Here is a 15,071-nt window from a genome sequence, read left to right as displayed (position 1 = left end):
TCCCCGGCTTCTCCGCGTCCGCCCCGGGCGGCGCGGGAATCCCGATGCGCCCCGGGCGGGCGGCCCGTGCGGGTAAGGTCGTCTCCCGTGCCCCGCTACGAGCCGACCATGCCGTACGACACCGGGTGCCTCGACACCGGGGACGGCAACCGCATCCACTACGCCCAATTCGGCCACCCGGAGGGCAAACCCGCCGTGTACGTGCACGGCGGCCCCGGTGCGGGCGGCCCGAAGGGTCCGCTCCGGGCCTGGGACCCGGAGCGGTACCGGGTGGTCCTGTTCGACCAGCGCAACTGCGGGCTGAGCACCCCGCACGCCGCCGATCCGGCGGTGGACCTGAGCCGGAACACCACCACGCACCTGATCGCCGACATGGAGCGCCTGCGCGAGCACCTCGGCATCGAACGCTGGCTGGTGAACGGCGCCTCCTGGGGCGTCACGCTCGCACTGGCCTACGCGCAGCAACACCCGGACCGGGTCAGCGAGATGATCCTCCAGGCGGTGATGACCAGCTCCCGAGACGAGATCGACTGGCTCTACCGTGGCGCCGGCCGGGTCCACCCGGAGGCCTGGGACCGCTTCCGCGAGGGCGTCCCGGAGGAGGACCGGGACGGGGACCTCCCGGCCGCCTACGCCCGGCTGATGGAGCACCCGGACCGGGCCGTCCGGGAGCGGGCCGCCAGCGCCTGGCTGGCCTGGGAGGACGCGGTGGTCTCGGCCGAGCCCAACAACCGGCCCGGCATGTACAGCGACCGCCCCGGCGACGCCCAGCTGGCCTTCGTCCGGATCTGCGCCCACTTCTTCGCCCACGGCGCCTGGCTGGAGGAGCGTCAGATCCTGCGCGGCATGCCGAAGTTGGCCGGCATCCCGGGCGTGGTGGTGACCGGCCGGCACGACCTCGGCTGCCCGCCGCAGACCGCCTGGGAGCTGGTGAAGGCCTGGCCGGGTGCGCGGCTGCACATCTCCGAGGACTCCGGCCACGTCGGCAGCGAGTCGATGGTCAGGGTGGTCCACGACGCGATCGAGGAGTTCAAGGACCGCTGAGCTGCCGTTATCGATCAACTTGCCGAAGCGTCAGGGTGCTTGACTCACCGACGGGGTGACCACATCCTTACCGGGCGGTACTACCGCTCGGTAGTCACGGGAGCCGTCCGGGGCCGAGTGGTGCGTGCCGTTCCCCCACCCTTCACCCCCACCCACGGAGGCACCCCCATGCCGACGACCGGAATCCCGCGCGCCCGCGCGGCCTGCACCGCCCTGACCCTCACCGCCGCGCTGGCCACCGGGGCGGTCGCTGCCGCCGGCCCCGCCGGCGCCGCGCAGCGCGGGTACGCCCGCTACGTCGCGCTCGGCGACTCCTACGCCTCCGGGGCCGGGGTGCCGACCCAGGTGGACACCGCCTGTGCCCGGTCGGACAAGAACTACCCCTCGGTGCTGGCCGCCGCCCTGGCCCCGGCGGTCAAGGCGGATGTGACCTGCGGCGGTGCCACCACGGTGCACATGACGAGCACTCAGAGCGGCTCCGCCGGGCCGCAGTTCAACGCGCTGAGCGCCGACACCGACCTGGTGACGCTGACCATCGGCGGCAACGACGTGGGCTTCGCCGACATCATCGTGCGCTGCACCACGCTCGGCTTCTTCAACGGCGGCGGGGCCCCCTGCAAGGGGAGCTACACCTCCGGGGGGACGGACCAGCTGGCCGCGAAGGTGGACGCCACCGGCGCCAAGGTGGGGGCGGTGCTGGACGGCATCCGGCAGCGGGCGCCCCGCGCGGTGGTGCTGGTGACCGGCTACCCGGCGATCCTGCCGGACGACGGCTCCAACTGCTGGTCCACCGTCAGCATCGCCAAGGGCGACGCGCCCTGGCTGCGTGACACGCAGAAGCGCCTCAACTCGGTGATCGCCACGCAGGCCGCCGCACACGGGGCCCGCTACGTGGACGTCTACGGCCCCTCGGTGGGCCACGACGTCTGCAAGCCGGTCGGGACGCGCTGGCTGGAGCCGCTGTTCGGCAGCGGTGCGGCGGCCTTCCACCCCAACGCGGCGGGTGAGCGGTCGATGGCCGAGGCGGTCCGGGGAGTGGCCGGCTGAGCCGGGAGCCGTCGGCGGCGCTCTGTTGAACGTGTTCAGTTCTGCGTCTAGAGTCGTCCTCGTCGCAGGACGGGAGCGGACTTCGCCGTCGGCGGCCCTGATCGGCGTGCCGTGATCCCGGAGTGGTTCCGGAGTGATCCCGGTGTGTGCCCGGGCCGTCGCGCCCGCCGTCACCACGAGGGGACCACCATGACCACGCACGAATTCGCCCGCTGGGTCGACCACTTCGAGGCCGAGGCGGCCCGCCGCTCCGCCACCGCCGACCCGGACTGGTCGGCCGGGGCCCACCTGCCGGACCCGGTCTGGGCCAGCCTGCAGAAGTTCCAGGTCGGGGAGGACGGCGACGGGGCCAATCTGATCGGCAAGGCCGACCTCGCGGGGGACCCGCACTACGCGCGGGCCGCCCGGCTGTTCGTCGCCGAGGAGCAGAACCACGCCCGGCTGCTGGCCCGGCTGCTGGCGGCGGGCGGTCGGGCGACCCTGGACGGGCACTGGAGCGACCGGGTCTTCGTCCTGGTGCGGCGGCTGCTCGGCATGCGGACCGAGCTGCTGGTGCTGATGATCGCCGAGCTGGTCGCCGTGCCCTACTACCGGGCCGTCCGGGACGGAGCCGGTGACCCGTTGGCGAGCCGGGTGGCCGGGCTGATCATGGCCGACGAGCAGCGGCACATCCCGTTCCACTGCGACCGCCTGGCCGACTCGCTGGCCGAACTCGGGCCTACGGCACGGAAGGTGACGGTGGCCGGCTGGCGGGTGCTGCTGCTCGCCGCCGCGCTCTTCGTGGCGGTGGACCACGGCCCGGCACTGCGGGCCCTGCGGGCCGGGCGGCTGCGCTTCATGCGGGACGTGTTCCGGATGTCCGGGCCGGTCGCGGCCGAGATCCTCGGCGGGGCGGAGCAGGTCGCGGCAGGCTGGTCCGGAAAGGGACGGGAGCAGCGGGTGGCACGGGTCGTCTGACGGCCCGTCCGCCCGGCACGAGCCCCGGGGCGGCCGTCCGGCCGATGACCGCACGAGAGGTGGTTCGTGCCGCGTGAGGATGGGGCGCCAGGCTGTAGCCCGTCGCGGGCAGGGGCCGCACACCGGATGCCCGTCGCGCGTTACCTCCGCGAGCGCCGCCGCGTGGAAGAGATCGACACCGGTCGCGGGCACCCGCCGCCCGCACGGGCGGGGTCGCACGAGCGGGCGGCCCGGCCGGACTGGCCCACGGGGGTGGACAGTCCGGCCGGGCCGCCGAGGGGCGGGCGCCGGCTCAGGCGCCGACGTACGCCGCCAGGTGCTCGCCCGTCAGGGTCGAGCGGGCGGCGACCAGCTCGGCCGGGGTGCCCTCGAAGACCACCGTCCCGCCGTCGTGGCCGGCGCCCGGGCCGAGGTCCACGATCCAGTCGGCGTGGGCCATCACGGCCTGGTGGTGCTCCACCACGATCACCGACTTGCCGGCGTCCACCAGCCGGTCCAGCAGTCCGAGCAGCTGCTCCACATCGGCCAGGTGCAGGCCGGTGGTGGGCTCGTCCAGCACGTAGACGCCGCCCTTCTCGCCCATGTGGGTGGCCAGCTTGAGCCGCTGGCGCTCGCCGCCGGAGAGGGTGGTGAGCGGCTGACCGAGCGTCAGGTAGCCCAGGCCGACGTCCACCAGGCGGTCCAGGATCCGGTGCGCCGCCGGGGTCGCGCCGCCGCCGGAGCCGAAGAACTCCTCGGCCTCCGTCACCGACATCGCCAGGACCTCGCTGATGTCCTTGCCGCCCAAGTGGTACTCCAGCACCGAGGCGTCGAAGCGCCGGCCCTCGCACAGCTCGCAGGTGGTCGCCACCCCGGCCATCATCGCCAGGTCGGTGTAGATCACGCCGGCGCCGTTGCAGGTCGGGCAGGCGCCCTCCGAGTTGGCGCTGAAGAGCGCGGGCTTGACCCCGTTCTCTTTGGCGAAGGCCTTGCGGATCGGCTCCAGCAGCCCGGTGTAGGTGGCCGGGTTGCTCCGCCGGGAGCCCCGGATCGGGCTCTGGTCGACCACCACCACGCCCGCCTCGGACGCCGCCTTGCTGCGCACCAGCGAGCCGTGCACCAGTGAGCTCTTGCCCGAGCCCGCCACCCCGGTGACCACCACCAGCACCCCGAGCGGCACGTCCACGTCCACGCCCCGCAGGTTGTGGGTCTTGGCGCCGCGGATCTCCAGCACCCCGGTGGACCTGCGCACCTCGTCCTTGAGCGCGGCCCGGTCGTCCAGGTGACGGCCCGTCACCGTGCCGCCCTTGCGCAGCCCCTCCACGGTGCCCTCGAAGCAGACCGTGCCGCCGCCCGAGCCGGCGCCGGGGCCGAGGTCGACCACGTGGTCGGCGATGGCGATCACCTCGGGCTTGTGCTCGACCACCAGCACCGTGTTGCCCTTGTCGCGCAGGCGCAGCAGCAGGTCGTTCATCCGCTGGATGTCGTGCGGGTGCAGGCCGGTGGTGGGCTCGTCGAAGACGTAGGTGACGTCGGTGAGCGAGGAGCCGAGGTGGCGGATCATCTTGACCCGCTGCGCCTCGCCGCCGGAGAGGGTGCCGGCCGGGCGGTCCAGCGAGAGGTAGCCGAGGCCGATCTCCACGAAGGAGTCCAGGGTGTGTCCGAGCGAGTCCAGCAGCGGGGCGACCGAGGGCTCGTCCAGCCCGCGCACCCACGCGGCCAGGTCGCTGATCTGCATCGCGCAGGCGTCGGCGATGGAGATCTTGGCGATCTTGGAGGAGCGGGCGGTCCCGTTCAGCCGGGTGCCGCCGCACTCCGGGCAGGCGGTGAAGGTGACGGCGCGGTCCACGAAGGCCCGGATGTGCGGCTGCATCGCCTCCTTGTCCTTGCTGAGGAAGGACTTCCGGATCTTCGGGATCAGGCCCTCGTAGGTGAGGTTGACCCCGTTCACCTTGACCTTGGTGGGCTCGCGGTACAGGAAGTCCTGGAGCTCCTGCTCGGTGTAGTCGCGGATCGGCTTGTCCGGGTCGAGGAAGCCGGAGTTGGCGAAGATGCCGACCGTCCAGTGGTTGTCCGCCTTGTAGCCGGGGACGGTGATGGCGCCTTCCATGATCGACTTGGAGTCGTCGTAGAGCTCGGCCAGGTCGAGGTCGTTGACGCTGCCCCGGCCCTCGCAGTTGGCGCACATGCCGCCGGTGATGCTGAAGCTGCGGCGCTCCTTGACGGTCTTCCCGGCCTTCTCGACGGTGACCGCGCCGGCGCCGCTGATCGAGGCGACGTTGAAGGAGAACGCCTGCTGCGAGCCGATGTGCGGCTTGCCGAGCCGGCTGAACAGGATGCGCAGCATCGCGTTCGCGTCGGTGGCGGTGCCGACGGTGGAGCGCGGGTCGGCGCCCATCCGCTGCTGGTCCACGATGATCGCGGTGGTCAGGCCCTCCAGCACGTCCACGTCGGGGCGGGCCAGGGTGGGCATGAAGCCCTGGACGAAGGCGCTGTAGGTCTCGTTGATCATCCGCTGCGAGTCCGCCGCGATGGTGTCGAAGACCAGCGAGCTCTTGCCGGAGCCGGAGACGCCGGTGAAGACCGTGAGCCGGCGCTTGGGGATCTCGACGCTGACGTTCTTGAGGTTGTTCTCCCGGGCACCGTGCACCCGGATGAGGTCGTGGCTGTCGGCGACGTGCGGGGCGGGCGGCTGCTTCGCCGACTTGCTGGCGGCCATGCTGACTGTCTCCATCCGTACGACGGGACCGCCGCTGCGCGCTCCCTGACCGGTCATTCGCTCGGCTCGATCTTGCCAGGCCCCGCTGACAACGTCCGGTCGGGAGCGGCGCCCGCCGCGCGCGTCGTCAGTCCTGGATCCGCCGCCAGGGACGGTCCGCCTCCAGGGCGAAGGCCAGCTCCAGCAGCAGCCGCTCCTGCCCGTGGGCGGCGGAGAGGTGGACGCCGATCGGCAGGCCGTCGGCGGAGGCGCCGGTGGGCAGGGTGATCGCCGGGCCGCCGGAGACGTTGTTGACCGGGGTGATGGCCACGTAGCGGAGCAGACGCTCCCTCAACTCCTCGAACGGCACGGTGGGGCTGAGGTGGCCGAGCGGCGGGGTGGTGTGGGCCAGGGCGGGGGAGAGGACCGCGTCGTGCTCCCGGAAGATCCCGGCGTAGGTGCGCTCGGCCTGCCGCAGTCGCCGGATCACCCCGGGGCCCTTGCGGTACTCGTCCAGGAAGCTGCGGCGCAGACCCCGGGTGAGCGGGTCCAGATCGCGGGTGCGGAAGCTGCGGTCCACCACCAGGCGGCCGGTGGAGGCGATCACGAAGGCGATGAAGCCCCAGTAGAGCAGGAAGTCCCGGGAGAAGTCGGTGCCGAACGGCAGGGTGGCCGGGGTGACCTGATGGCCCATCGCCTCCAGCCGGGCGGCGGTCTCCCGGACCGCCTGCCGGGTCTGCTCGTCGCTGGGTGAGACGGGCGAGTCCAGCACCAGGCCGATCCGCAGCTTCCGGCCGCCCGGGCCCTCGACCAGGCCGACCGGCGGGAGGGCGGGGTTGCGGTGGTGCCGCTCGGCCGCCGCGTAGAAGGCGGCGGTGTCCCGGACGGAGCGGGTGATCACGCCGTCGGTGACGATGTCCAGCGGCAGCTTGCGGCCCTGCTCGTTCGGCACCAGCCGACCCCGGGTGGGCTTGAGGCCGACCAGGCCGCAGGCCGCCGCCGGGATGCGGATCGAGCCGCCGCCGTCGTTGGCGTGCGCGATCGGCACCACGCCGGTGGCCACCAGCACCGCCGAGCCGCCGGAGGAGGCCCCCGAGGAGTGCGTGGGCATCCAGGGATTGCGGACCGGCTCGGCGGCGGCGTACTCGGTGGTGGCGTTCAGCCCGAACTCGGGCAGGCGGGTCTTGCCCAGCACCGCCACCCCGGTGGCGAGGTAGAGCTCGGCGAACGGCGCGGTGGTGCGGGCCGGGCGGGCCCGGAAGGCGGCGCTGCCGTGGCCGGTCGGCACACCGAGCAGGTCCACGTTGTCCTTGAGGTACGTCGGCACGCCGTACAACGGGCCGTCCGGGGCGCCGGGCGCCGAACGCGGGGCGTCGTGCAGGGCGAAGGCGACCGGGCGCAGCTCCTCGACCGCCGCGGCCCGGGCCGCCGAGGCGGCGGCCAGCTCGGCCGGGCTCCGCTCGCCGGAGCGGACGGCCGCCGCCAGGGCCACGGCGTCGTGCTCCCCCAGTGCGTCGTCCCCGAAGGCGTGCACCCGACCGTCCGTCATCTCGTCTCCTCCGTACCTACCGCCCGGTAATGGGTCGGGTCGGGCAGCAGTGTACGGGCGGCGTCCCGGCGCGGCCAGGGGCCGGGCGGGCGGGGCTTCCTGACGGGGCGTCGGAAACCGCGTTGACCCTTCGTCCGCGACCCGGCGAGGGTGGTGGCGATGACCGGCCCGGTCACACCCGTCCAACCCGTCGCACCTGGAGGCTGCCGATGATGTTCGGATACTCGGACAGCTGGTGGACCGTCTTCATGCTGCCGGTGATGCTCTGGCTGCCGTTGGGGCCGGTCGTCATGCTCGCGCTGGGCATCACCACGGCCCGCCGCCCCGGCTGGCGGGCCCGGCTCGCCTCGGTGCTCGTGCCGCTGCTTCCGGTGGTGGCGATGGGCGTCATGGTCTCGTTCCCGCTCGAACGCTGGGACCGCTCGGAGCACGACGACGACTTCTACGGTGGCTACCTGAGGGTGTACGTCGGGCTGCTCACCCTGCTGCCCTGGCTGCTCGGGTACCTGGTCACCCGGGCCGTGCGGGCGGTGAAGGGCCGGCGCGGGGCGCCGGTGGCGGCGGAGGCGGCCGGGGGCGCGGGTCAGGAGGACATCAGCCCGCCCCGGTAGGAGATCGCCACCGCCTGGGCCCGGTCCCGGGCCCCGAGCTTGGCCAGCACCCGCTTCATGTGGGTCTTGACGGTGGACTCGGCCAGGTAGAGCCGGGCGGCGATCTCCGGATTCGACCAGCCCTCGGCGGCCAGCCGCAGCACCTCGCGCTCGCGGGCGGTGAGGCGGGCCAGCCGGGGGTCCTCCGGGGTGTGCAGGACCTGCGGGCGGAGCGCGGCGGAGCCGGTGGCGGCGATCCGGTCCACCAGGGCGCGGGTCACGGCCGGGTCCAGCAGCGCCTCGCCGGCCACCACCGCGCGGACCGCCTCGATCAGCCGCTCCGGCGAGGCCCGCTTCAGCAGGAAGGCACTGGCCCCGGCCCGCAGCGCCTCCCAGACGTACTCGTCGTGCTGGAACACCGTCAGCACCAGCACCCGGGTCGGCAGTTCCGCCGCCACGATCCGGCGGGTGGCCTCGATGCCGTCGATCCCCGGCATCCGGACGTCCATCAGCACCACGTCCGGCCGCAGCTCCCGGCAGAGCTCGACCGCGGCCAGACCGTCGGCGGCCTGGCCGACCACCTCCAGCCCGTCGTCGGTGCCGAGCACCAGCGCGATCCCGGCCCGGAGCAGTGCGTCGTCCTCGGCGACCACCAGCCGGATCGGCGGCGCGGCGTGGTCGGCGGCCGGGGGCCGGCCGTCCGGGGCCGGGCTGCTCGGGGTCCGACTGGTCGGGGTCCCACCGCCCGGGGCCCGGCCGTCCGGGGTCGGTCGCGGTGCACCGGTCCCGGACGGGTGCTGATCCGCCGTCACCGGACCGGCAGGACGGCGTGCACGCGGAAGCCGCCCCGGTCACCTCCCCCGTGCTCCACGCTGCCGCCCAGCATCGAGACCCGCTCCGCGATGCCGATCAGCCCGCGCCCGGGGACGTACCCCTCGACCGGGCCCCGGCCGTCGTCGCTGACCTCGATCTCCAGGCGGTCGCCGAGCCGGCGCACCGACACGTCGGCGGAGGCCGCGCGGGCGTGCTTGACGGTGTTGGTCAGCGCCTCCTGGACGATCCGGTAGGCCGAGACGTCGATGCTGCGCGGCAGCCGGGCCAGCGCGACCGGGTCCAGCCGCAGGCCGACCGTCAGCCCGGCCCGGTCCATCCGGCCGGTCAGCAGGTCCAGATCCGCCAGCCCCGGCCGGCCCGACGGGTCGTCAGCTCCCGGGTCCGGTTGGTGCCGGAGCGCGGCGAGCACCCGGTCCAGCTCGTCCAGTGCGTCCCGGCCGGTCTGCTCCAGCTCGGTCAGCACCGTCCGGGTGTGCTCCGGCTCCCGGTCGAGCAGCCGCCGGGCGGCGCCCGCCTGGACCAGCATGACGTTCACCGTGTGGCCCACCAGGTCGTGCAACTCCCGGGCCATCCGGGCCCGCTCGCCGCTGACCGCCTCCCGGTGCAGCCGTGCCCGGGCGGCCTCGCGCTCCTCCTGCCGGCGGGCCGTGCCGTAGCCGATCGCCCAGGCGAGCAGCCAGAGGAACAGCACCCCGGCCGGGATGGCAGGATAGGTCCGGGCGCCCTCCGAGCCGGTGAAGTAGCCCGCCATCCCGGCCAGCGCGATGAACGGGCCGGCCCAGGCGCGGCCCCGGGTGCCGTAGAGGCCCAGCGCGTACAGCCCGAAGAGATTGGCGTACGGCGAGATCGGGGAGTCGAGCACCCAGAGCGCCTCGGCCGACAGTGCGGCGGTCGCGATCAGGTAGGCGCTCAGCGGGGTGGAGCGGCGGGCCGCCACCGCAGCCGCCTGGACGGTGCTGAGCAGGACGGCGAGCGGCAGCCGGTCGCCCAACTCACCTGCCACCGATGCCCGTTCGGCGAGCATCTCGAGGAGGAAGGCAGTGGCGAGCAGGAGGTCGAGCAGGAGGCTGCGGGCAGGTCGCTTCATGGTGGTGGATCCCGGGACGGTGCGTGGTCGGACGGGGCCGGTCCGCGGCACCGTACCGGGGCGCGACGGGCCCGCGCATCATCCCCTCGGGGTAGTCCGCCCGGCCGGTGATGCCCCGAGGGGGAGCGCACGGACCGCTCCGGCCGGGGGACTCCCGGCCCGCACCTCCCGGCCTACCGTCCGCCCCATGGACAACACCACGCACCACCGGGCCGCCCGGCGCCCGGGCTCGCTGCTCCCGCGCCGTGCCGCACTCACCCTGTTCGCCCTCCTCGGGGCGGCGGTCGCCCTGCTCTCCGCCCGGTACTTCACCGGCGACCCGGAGACCTTCCTGGAGGACCAGCGCGCCACCTACCTGGCCCACCTGACGCCGCTGCTGCTGCACATCGGCGGCGGCACGGCCGCGCTGCTGCTCGGCCCGTTGCAGTTCGCGGCCCGGCTTCGGGCCCGCCGTCCCGCCGTGCACCGCTTCGTCGGCCGGGCCTACCTGCTGAGCGTCGCCGTCACCGGCGTCGGCGGCCTGGTGCTCGCCCCTCACGGCCTCTTCCCGCCGATCGCCCCGATCGGCTTCGGGGTGCTCGGCGTGCTGCTGCTGGGCAGCTCCGCCGCCGCGCTCCAAACGGCCCGTCAGCGGCGCTTCGACCGCCACCGGGTGTGGGCCGTCCGCTCCTACGCGCTGATCCTGGCGGCCGTCACGCTGCGGGTCTGGCTCCCGCTCTTCGACGCCCTGGGGGCGCCCTTCGACCAGGCTTACGCGGCGGCCGGCTGGACCTGCTGGCTGATCAACCTGGCTGTGGCCGAGGCCTTCCTCCAGCGCAGGCCCGCGCCCGTGCGGGCGGCCTGACACCGGGTCGGAAGCGGCCGGGCAGCGGGGCCGGGCGAGCGGCCAGGTCAGGGTGGGCAGCGGGGTCGGGCAGGCAGCCGGGCTCAGGGGAGCCGACGGGTCAGGCCGACGGCGGGGATCAGGCGAAGCCGAGGCGGCGGGCGGAGTCGGCCGACCCGCCGCAGCGCACGGCGTGGTGGCGCGGGCTCCGTCGCGTCGACTCGTGGGCCAGGCAGGACGCCTGGGCGGCGGGAGCCTCGTCGGTGACGGCGAGGTCGGAACGGAACGGCAGCCAGGGGGCGGTGCCGTCGGGACGGACGGTGGGGTGGCCGAACACCACGGTCACCTCGTCGGCGGTCCAGGACGACACCGAGACCACCGGGAACCCCCACCGCTCGAACTGCTCCGCCCGTTCGCGCAGCAGCTCGCGGAGCAGCCGGGCCGTGGTCCGGGCGGGCCACTCCCAGCCGTGGTCCTGCTCGGCACGGGCGACCTCGGCGTCGTACCGGCGGGCGTCGAACCGGTGGACCGGCAGGGTGGGCGCCACCCCGTTCGGATGGCGCCGGCGGTGCCACAGCACCTGGCCGTCCACCCGCTCGACCGTCACGCACAGCGCGCCGAAGCACTCCTCGGAGCAGTCGGCGGTGGCCGGTTCGACCTCCCGGGCCACCGTGGCCGCGCGCAGTCCGTCTCCGGTGTGCAGCAGGTACTCCGGCGAGTTGCCGGGGCCGGGGGCGAACGCCTCGGTGACGAGATCGCGGCCGTCGACGACCGGGTGGACGGCGGTGGTGGCGTGCCGTGGGCCGTTGCGGGCGGTCTGCCAGGTGGTGCGGAACTCCAGGGTGAGGGCGTTCAGGTCAGGCATCCGCTGATCCTGGCAGGCCACGGGTCGGTGGTTCCAAGGGATTTGGGCGATCGAGGGGCGGCGGTCGGGCCGACGGGGTCGGGGGCCCGACCGCCGAGGTCGAGTGCCCGGCGTCGGAGCAGGCCGGCCTTCCGCCGGGCCTCGCGCCAGGTCGCGGGAGCCTGGTCGGGGAGGATCAGCACCGGGTGCAGGGCACCGTCCGCCGCATGGCCGACGGTGGCGATCCGGACGCTGCCCCCGCGACCGGCGCGCTCGATGTGGCCGAGCATCTCGACCAGCCGGCCGGGCGGCACCGCCAGGTCCGCCACGACGGTGGCCGCCCCGGCGCCGAGCAGCGCCGCCCCGGCCGCCCGCCGTACGCCCAGCAACTCCCGTGCCCCGTCCGCGCTGCCGGACATCGTCATGGAAGTGGCGCCCTGCTCCCGGCAGAGCCGCACCGTCTCGGCCACCAGCCGCCGGGCGTCCTCCCCCTCGGCCTGCCCGATCAGCAGCGCGGCGCAGGTCCCGTCCAGTCCCGCCACCCGGTGCTCCCGGACGGTGTCCAGGGCGGCCCGGTCGAGGATTTCGAGCAGGCCCGGTCCGCCGGGCTGCCGGGCGATCGCGGCGAGCGCCGCGCCGGCCGCCCGCAGGTCGTCGAAGCCGGCGGTGAAGGTGGCGGTGAAGGCGGTCGGCTCGGTACCCGGCAGCGGGCGCAGCCGCAGGGTGGCGGCGGTGACGATGGCGGGGGCGACGGCCGAGCGGGCGCCGTTCGGGTCGGTGGCCGGATGAGTCAGGCTGCGGAGCGCCGGGGTATGAATCAACTTGCCATCGGAGAGATGGAGTTCGAGCATCAGTGGCACGTCGGCGATGGGGGCGCCGTCCGAGTCGGTGGCCAGGTGGGGTGGGTGGTGGGCCGCAGGGCCTGCCAGGGTGTGGGCCAACTGCCCGTCGGAGAACGCCGGTTCGAGGCCCGGCAGGCCACCGATGATGGGGGTGCCTTCCGGGCCTGCCGGGGCGTGGCCCCGGGTGTGCACCAACCGCCCGTCGGCGAGCACCAGTTCGAGTCCCAGCAGGTCGTCAGTGGTCACGCCGTACCGTACGCAGTGCCGCCCGCCCGGGTGGCCGGCCAGGTCCGTGCCGATGGTGGAGTCCGCCGGGCCGCCCGGGGGGTGCAGCCCCAGCCGCGCAGCCTCCCGGGCGAGGGTGGCGCCGACCACCCCGGCCTCCACCACCGCGTACCGGCCGGTGGCGTTCAACTCCCGGATCGTGGCCAGCCGTTCGAGCGATAGGACGATCCCGCGCGCCGCTCCGGCGGCTGGGCCGGCCCCGGCGACCCCGCGCGGCAGCAGCGGTACCCGGTGACGGGCCGCCCAGCGGACGACCCGCTGCACCTGCCCGACGTCCTCCGGCAGGGCGACGGCCATCGGCGGTGCGTGCTCCGGCGCTCCGGCCGGGTGCCCGGCGTGGCGTCGGACCTCGGCCTCCCCGACGAGCAGGGCGTCGTCGGGGAGCAGGGCGCGGAGCTCGGCGATCTCCGGCGGGGCGGGGGTCCGCAGGTGCAGGGCCGGAACAGCGTTCACGAATCACCCAGTCGTTCGATGTGGTGCGGTGTGGTGCGGTGTGGTGCGGTGTGGTGCGGGTCGGTGCGGGGACCGGTGGCCGACCTGACCCGGGTGGCACGTGCTTGCCACCTCCGGAGGCTCCGCGCACGGCGCCGGTCCGTCGGCGCACCGATTTCCCGCGATCCTTCCGGACGGCGGAGGGGCGTCGACGCACTTTCGGTACACGGCGTCCGGCGGGCCCGGTGCTGTGCGAGAATCCGCACCCCCGCCGTCCGGCTCAGCCGTCGACGAGGTCGAGCAGCAGGTGGGCCAGTGCCTTGTCGTCGTGGGGCTTGGCCCGGGGCCAGGCGATGGCGTCCGGGTCGGCGGCCTCGGTGTCGTGCAGGGTGTCGACCACCTGCTGCGGGTGGGTGCGGCGGGAGGTGGCTGCCAGGGCGGGCCAGTCCAGCAGGTGATGGTCGGTCACGGCCGAGGAGACGCCGTCGGTGAGCAGCAGCACGTCGGTGAGCCCGGCCAGCGGCCAGGCGGCGGTGCGGGCGTGCAGGCCGGCCTCCGGCGTGGCCTCGGCCACCCAGTAGCCGCCGGGGCGGTTGAGCACCGTGTGCTGGTAGGCGCGGAGTTCGCGCATGAGCTCGTGGTGGCGGCGGTCGAAGCCGGAGCCGGCCGCCAGCCGGGCGCGGTACTCGGCGGTCTGCGGACGGGGGTCGAGCAGGGTGGCGAGCCGGTCGTCGGAGAGGTGGTGGACGGAGCCGTCGCGGCCGAGGGCGACCACCGGGCTGTCGCCGAGCACGGCGGCCTCCAGAAGCTCACCGGTGCGGCGGACCACCGCCACGGTGGCGGCCGGGCCGTGGCCGGGGCGCAGGCCGTGCCCGGTCGAGACGGCGGCGATCGAGGCGGCCAGCAGGACCGGCAGCGGGAGGCTCGGGTGGCGGGTGAGGTGCTCGGCCAGCACGCCGCCGAGGGTCCGGGCGTACCAGCCGCCGAGCGGTGCCTCGTCGGTGACGGTGGAGACGCCGTCCAGGACCGCCACCGCCTCCGGGAGCACCACGATGTGGTCCTCCGTCGGGCGTCCGGGCCCGCCGCCGGGCCGTTCGCCGCAGCGGAGGGTCCAGATGTCCTGGCCCGTGCCGGTGGTCGTCCGACCGTTCATGCCGCACCTCCACTGCGGAGTCTGGCGGCGGAAGGTGAACGGCGGAGGATCTCCGGGGGCACGCCAGGGGACGGCCGGGGTGACGCGCGATCAGGTACGCGACACCCCGGCCGGGTCCTCGGCCCCCGCGGGGCGGTTCAGAGCCCGAAGTAGTCCCGGCTGTCGGCCGGGACCAGGTCGGTGTACTCGGGGTGCTTGGCGATCCAGGCCTTGATGTACGGGCAGTACGGCAGCACCGCGAGGCCGCGCTCGCGGGCGTCGTCCAGGGCGAAGCGGGCCAGCGAACTCGCCAGGCCGTGGCCCTCGAAGGCCGGGTTGACCTCGGTGTGGGTGAAGGCGATCTCACCCTCGCCGAGGCGGTACTCGGCGAACCCGGCGATCCGGTCGCCGTCGACGACGACCTCGTAGCGGGAGAGGTCGGTGCGGTCGACGATCTTCGATTCCATCGGGGCTCCAGCCTGGTCGGCGTGCGCGGCGAGGCGCTCGGTGAGGTGCTCGGTCAGTGGCCGTGGCTCACGCAGAACTCGTTCCCGGCCGGGTCCTGGAGGACGGTCCAGACCAGACCGGGCGCCTGCTGCTCGCCGACGACGGTGGCACCCAGGTCCACCAGACGCCGGACCTCGGCCGTCAGGTCGTCGGCCTTGAGGTCCAGGTGGACCCGGTTCTTGCTCAGCTTGGGTTCCGGCACCAGCTGGAACCCGAGCGTCAACGGCTTCGCACCCACCATCACGAACTCGCCGAAGTCCTCGGTGATCTCGGCGTCCAGCACGGTGGCCCACCAACGGGCCAGCGCGCCGGGGTCGGAACAGTCGATCGTGATCATCGTTGCGGAGACAGTCATGGATCACCCTAACCACACCGGCCCCCGGGTGCGTCAAGCGCCTGACATGCCGTCACCTGCGCCGGA

The 15,071-nt window shown here is 74.4% G+C and carries 14 protein-coding genes; 5 read left to right on the top strand and 9 right to left on the bottom strand.

All coding sequences use genetic code 11. The annotated features are described in order from the left end of the window. Nucleotides 1-108 precede the first annotated feature (108 nt). From pip to ACIRBX_RS01565, 3 genes are all read left to right on the top strand, one after another. Nucleotides 109-1,044: a prolyl aminopeptidase gene (gene pip, locus ACIRBX_RS01575; protein ID WP_402293877.1), complete on the top strand. Its 936-nt coding sequence runs from the start codon at nt 109-111 to the stop codon at nt 1,042-1,044. A 168-nt stretch (nt 1,045-1,212) separates the two neighbouring features. Beyond that, complete coding sequence (locus tag ACIRBX_RS01570) at nt 1,213-2,091, top strand: SGNH/GDSL hydrolase family protein (RefSeq protein ID WP_402293076.1); 879 nt, start codon at nt 1,213-1,215, stop codon at nt 2,089-2,091. A 189-nt stretch (nt 2,092-2,280) separates the two neighbouring features. Then, a complete protein-coding gene (locus ACIRBX_RS01565) occupies nt 2,281-3,048 on the top strand; it encodes a ferritin-like domain-containing protein (RefSeq protein ID WP_402293074.1) in 768 nt (255 codons plus the stop codon). Between the two features lie 292 nt (nt 3,049-3,340). Here ACIRBX_RS01565 and ACIRBX_RS01560 read toward each other — a convergent pair whose 3' ends face one another. After that, nucleotides 3,341-5,746: an ATP-binding cassette domain-containing protein gene (locus tag ACIRBX_RS01560; protein ID WP_402293073.1), complete on the bottom strand. Its 2,406-nt coding sequence runs from the start codon at nt 5,744-5,746 to the stop codon at nt 3,341-3,343. A 127-nt stretch (nt 5,747-5,873) separates the two neighbouring features. Continuing rightward, a complete protein-coding gene (locus tag ACIRBX_RS01555) occupies nt 5,874-7,274 on the bottom strand; it encodes an amidase (protein WP_402293072.1) in 1,401 nt (466 codons plus the stop codon). A gap of 209 nt (nt 7,275-7,483) precedes the next feature. Here ACIRBX_RS01555 and ACIRBX_RS01550 point away from each other — a divergent pair, with 209 nt between their 5' ends. Beyond that, on the top strand, nt 7,484-7,885 hold the full coding sequence (locus ACIRBX_RS01550; RefSeq protein ID WP_402293071.1) for a hypothetical protein: 402 nt from the start codon (nt 7,484-7,486) through the stop codon (nt 7,883-7,885). Here ACIRBX_RS01550 and ACIRBX_RS01545 read toward each other — a convergent pair. Then, on the bottom strand, nt 7,858-8,526 hold the full coding sequence (locus ACIRBX_RS01545; RefSeq protein ID WP_402293876.1) for a response regulator: 669 nt from the start codon (nt 8,524-8,526) through the stop codon (nt 7,858-7,860). The genes ACIRBX_RS01550 and ACIRBX_RS01545 overlap by 28 nt on opposite strands. 146 nt (nt 8,527-8,672) lie before the next feature. Further along, nucleotides 8,673-9,785, bottom strand: coding sequence for a sensor histidine kinase (locus tag ACIRBX_RS01540; protein ID WP_402293070.1), 1,113 nt, complete (start codon nt 9,783-9,785; stop codon nt 8,673-8,675). A 187-nt stretch (nt 9,786-9,972) separates the two neighbouring features. Between ACIRBX_RS01540 and ACIRBX_RS01535 the strand changes: the two genes are divergently transcribed. Then, nucleotides 9,973-10,629 (top strand): DUF2306 domain-containing protein, encoded by a 657-nt coding sequence (locus tag ACIRBX_RS01535; RefSeq protein WP_402293069.1) that lies wholly within the window; start codon nt 9,973-9,975, stop codon nt 10,627-10,629. Between the two features lie 118 nt (nt 10,630-10,747). On the opposite strand, the gene ACIRBX_RS01530 is transcribed toward ACIRBX_RS01535, so the two are convergent. The 5 genes from ACIRBX_RS01530 to ACIRBX_RS01510 form a co-directional block, all read right to left on the bottom strand. After that, on the bottom strand, nt 10,748-11,473 hold the full coding sequence (locus tag ACIRBX_RS01530) for a hypothetical protein (RefSeq protein ID WP_402293068.1): 726 nt from the start codon (nt 11,471-11,473) through the stop codon (nt 10,748-10,750). Further along, entirely contained in the window at nt 11,461-13,032 is a 1,572-nt protein-coding gene (locus ACIRBX_RS01525) for an FAD-binding oxidoreductase (protein WP_402293066.1), read from the bottom strand. Before ACIRBX_RS01525 ends, ACIRBX_RS01530 begins: the two co-directional genes overlap by 13 nt. 259 nt (nt 13,033-13,291) lie before the next feature. Next, nucleotides 13,292-14,164 carry a PP2C family serine/threonine-protein phosphatase gene (locus ACIRBX_RS01520; protein ID WP_402293065.1) on the bottom strand — a complete coding sequence of 291 codons (873 nt, stop codon included), beginning with the start codon at nt 14,162-14,164 and terminating at the stop codon, nt 13,292-13,294. A gap of 137 nt (nt 14,165-14,301) precedes the next feature. Further along, on the bottom strand, nt 14,302-14,610 hold the full coding sequence (locus tag ACIRBX_RS01515) for a GNAT family N-acetyltransferase (RefSeq protein WP_402293064.1): 309 nt from the start codon (nt 14,608-14,610) through the stop codon (nt 14,302-14,304). 53 nt (nt 14,611-14,663) lie between these two features. Next, entirely contained in the window at nt 14,664-15,005 is a 342-nt protein-coding gene (locus ACIRBX_RS01510) for a VOC family protein (protein ID WP_402293063.1), read from the bottom strand. Nucleotides 15,006-15,071 lie beyond the last annotated feature (66 nt).

Source organism: Kitasatospora sp. NPDC096147, assembly GCF_044763225.1.
GTDB lineage: Bacteria > Actinomycetota > Actinomycetes > Streptomycetales > Streptomycetaceae > Kitasatospora.
Note: the sequence above shows the minus strand (reverse complement) of the source record. Positions and strands in the feature narration are given on the sequence as shown.

Coding starts and splice junctions, on each gene's coding strand:
- pip (WP_402293877.1), top strand. CDS start 109: ATGCCGTACGACACCGGGTGCCTCGACACCGGGGACGGCAACCGCATC.
- ACIRBX_RS01570 (WP_402293076.1), top strand. CDS start 1,213: ATGCCGACGACCGGAATCCCGCGCGCCCGCGCGGCCTGCACCGCCCTG.
- ACIRBX_RS01565 (WP_402293074.1), top strand. CDS start 2,281: ATGACCACGCACGAATTCGCCCGCTGGGTCGACCACTTCGAGGCCGAG.
- ACIRBX_RS01560 (WP_402293073.1), bottom strand. CDS start 5,746: ATGGCCGCCAGCAAGTCGGCGAAGCAGCCGCCCGCCCCGCACGTCGCC.
- ACIRBX_RS01555 (WP_402293072.1), bottom strand. CDS start 7,274: ATGACGGACGGTCGGGTGCACGCCTTCGGGGACGACGCACTGGGGGAG.
- ACIRBX_RS01550 (WP_402293071.1), top strand. CDS start 7,484: ATGATGTTCGGATACTCGGACAGCTGGTGGACCGTCTTCATGCTGCCG.
- ACIRBX_RS01540 (WP_402293070.1), bottom strand. CDS start 9,785: ATGAAGCGACCTGCCCGCAGCCTCCTGCTCGACCTCCTGCTCGCCACT.
- ACIRBX_RS01535 (WP_402293069.1), top strand. CDS start 9,973: ATGGACAACACCACGCACCACCGGGCCGCCCGGCGCCCGGGCTCGCTG.
- ACIRBX_RS01530 (WP_402293068.1), bottom strand. CDS start 11,473: ATGCCTGACCTGAACGCCCTCACCCTGGAGTTCCGCACCACCTGGCAG.
- ACIRBX_RS01520 (WP_402293065.1), bottom strand. CDS start 14,164: ATGAACGGTCGGACGACCACCGGCACGGGCCAGGACATCTGGACCCTC.
- ACIRBX_RS01515 (WP_402293064.1), bottom strand. CDS start 14,610: ATGGAATCGAAGATCGTCGACCGCACCGACCTCTCCCGCTACGAGGTC.
- ACIRBX_RS01510 (WP_402293063.1), bottom strand. CDS start 15,005: ATGACTGTCTCCGCAACGATGATCACGATCGACTGTTCCGACCCCGGC.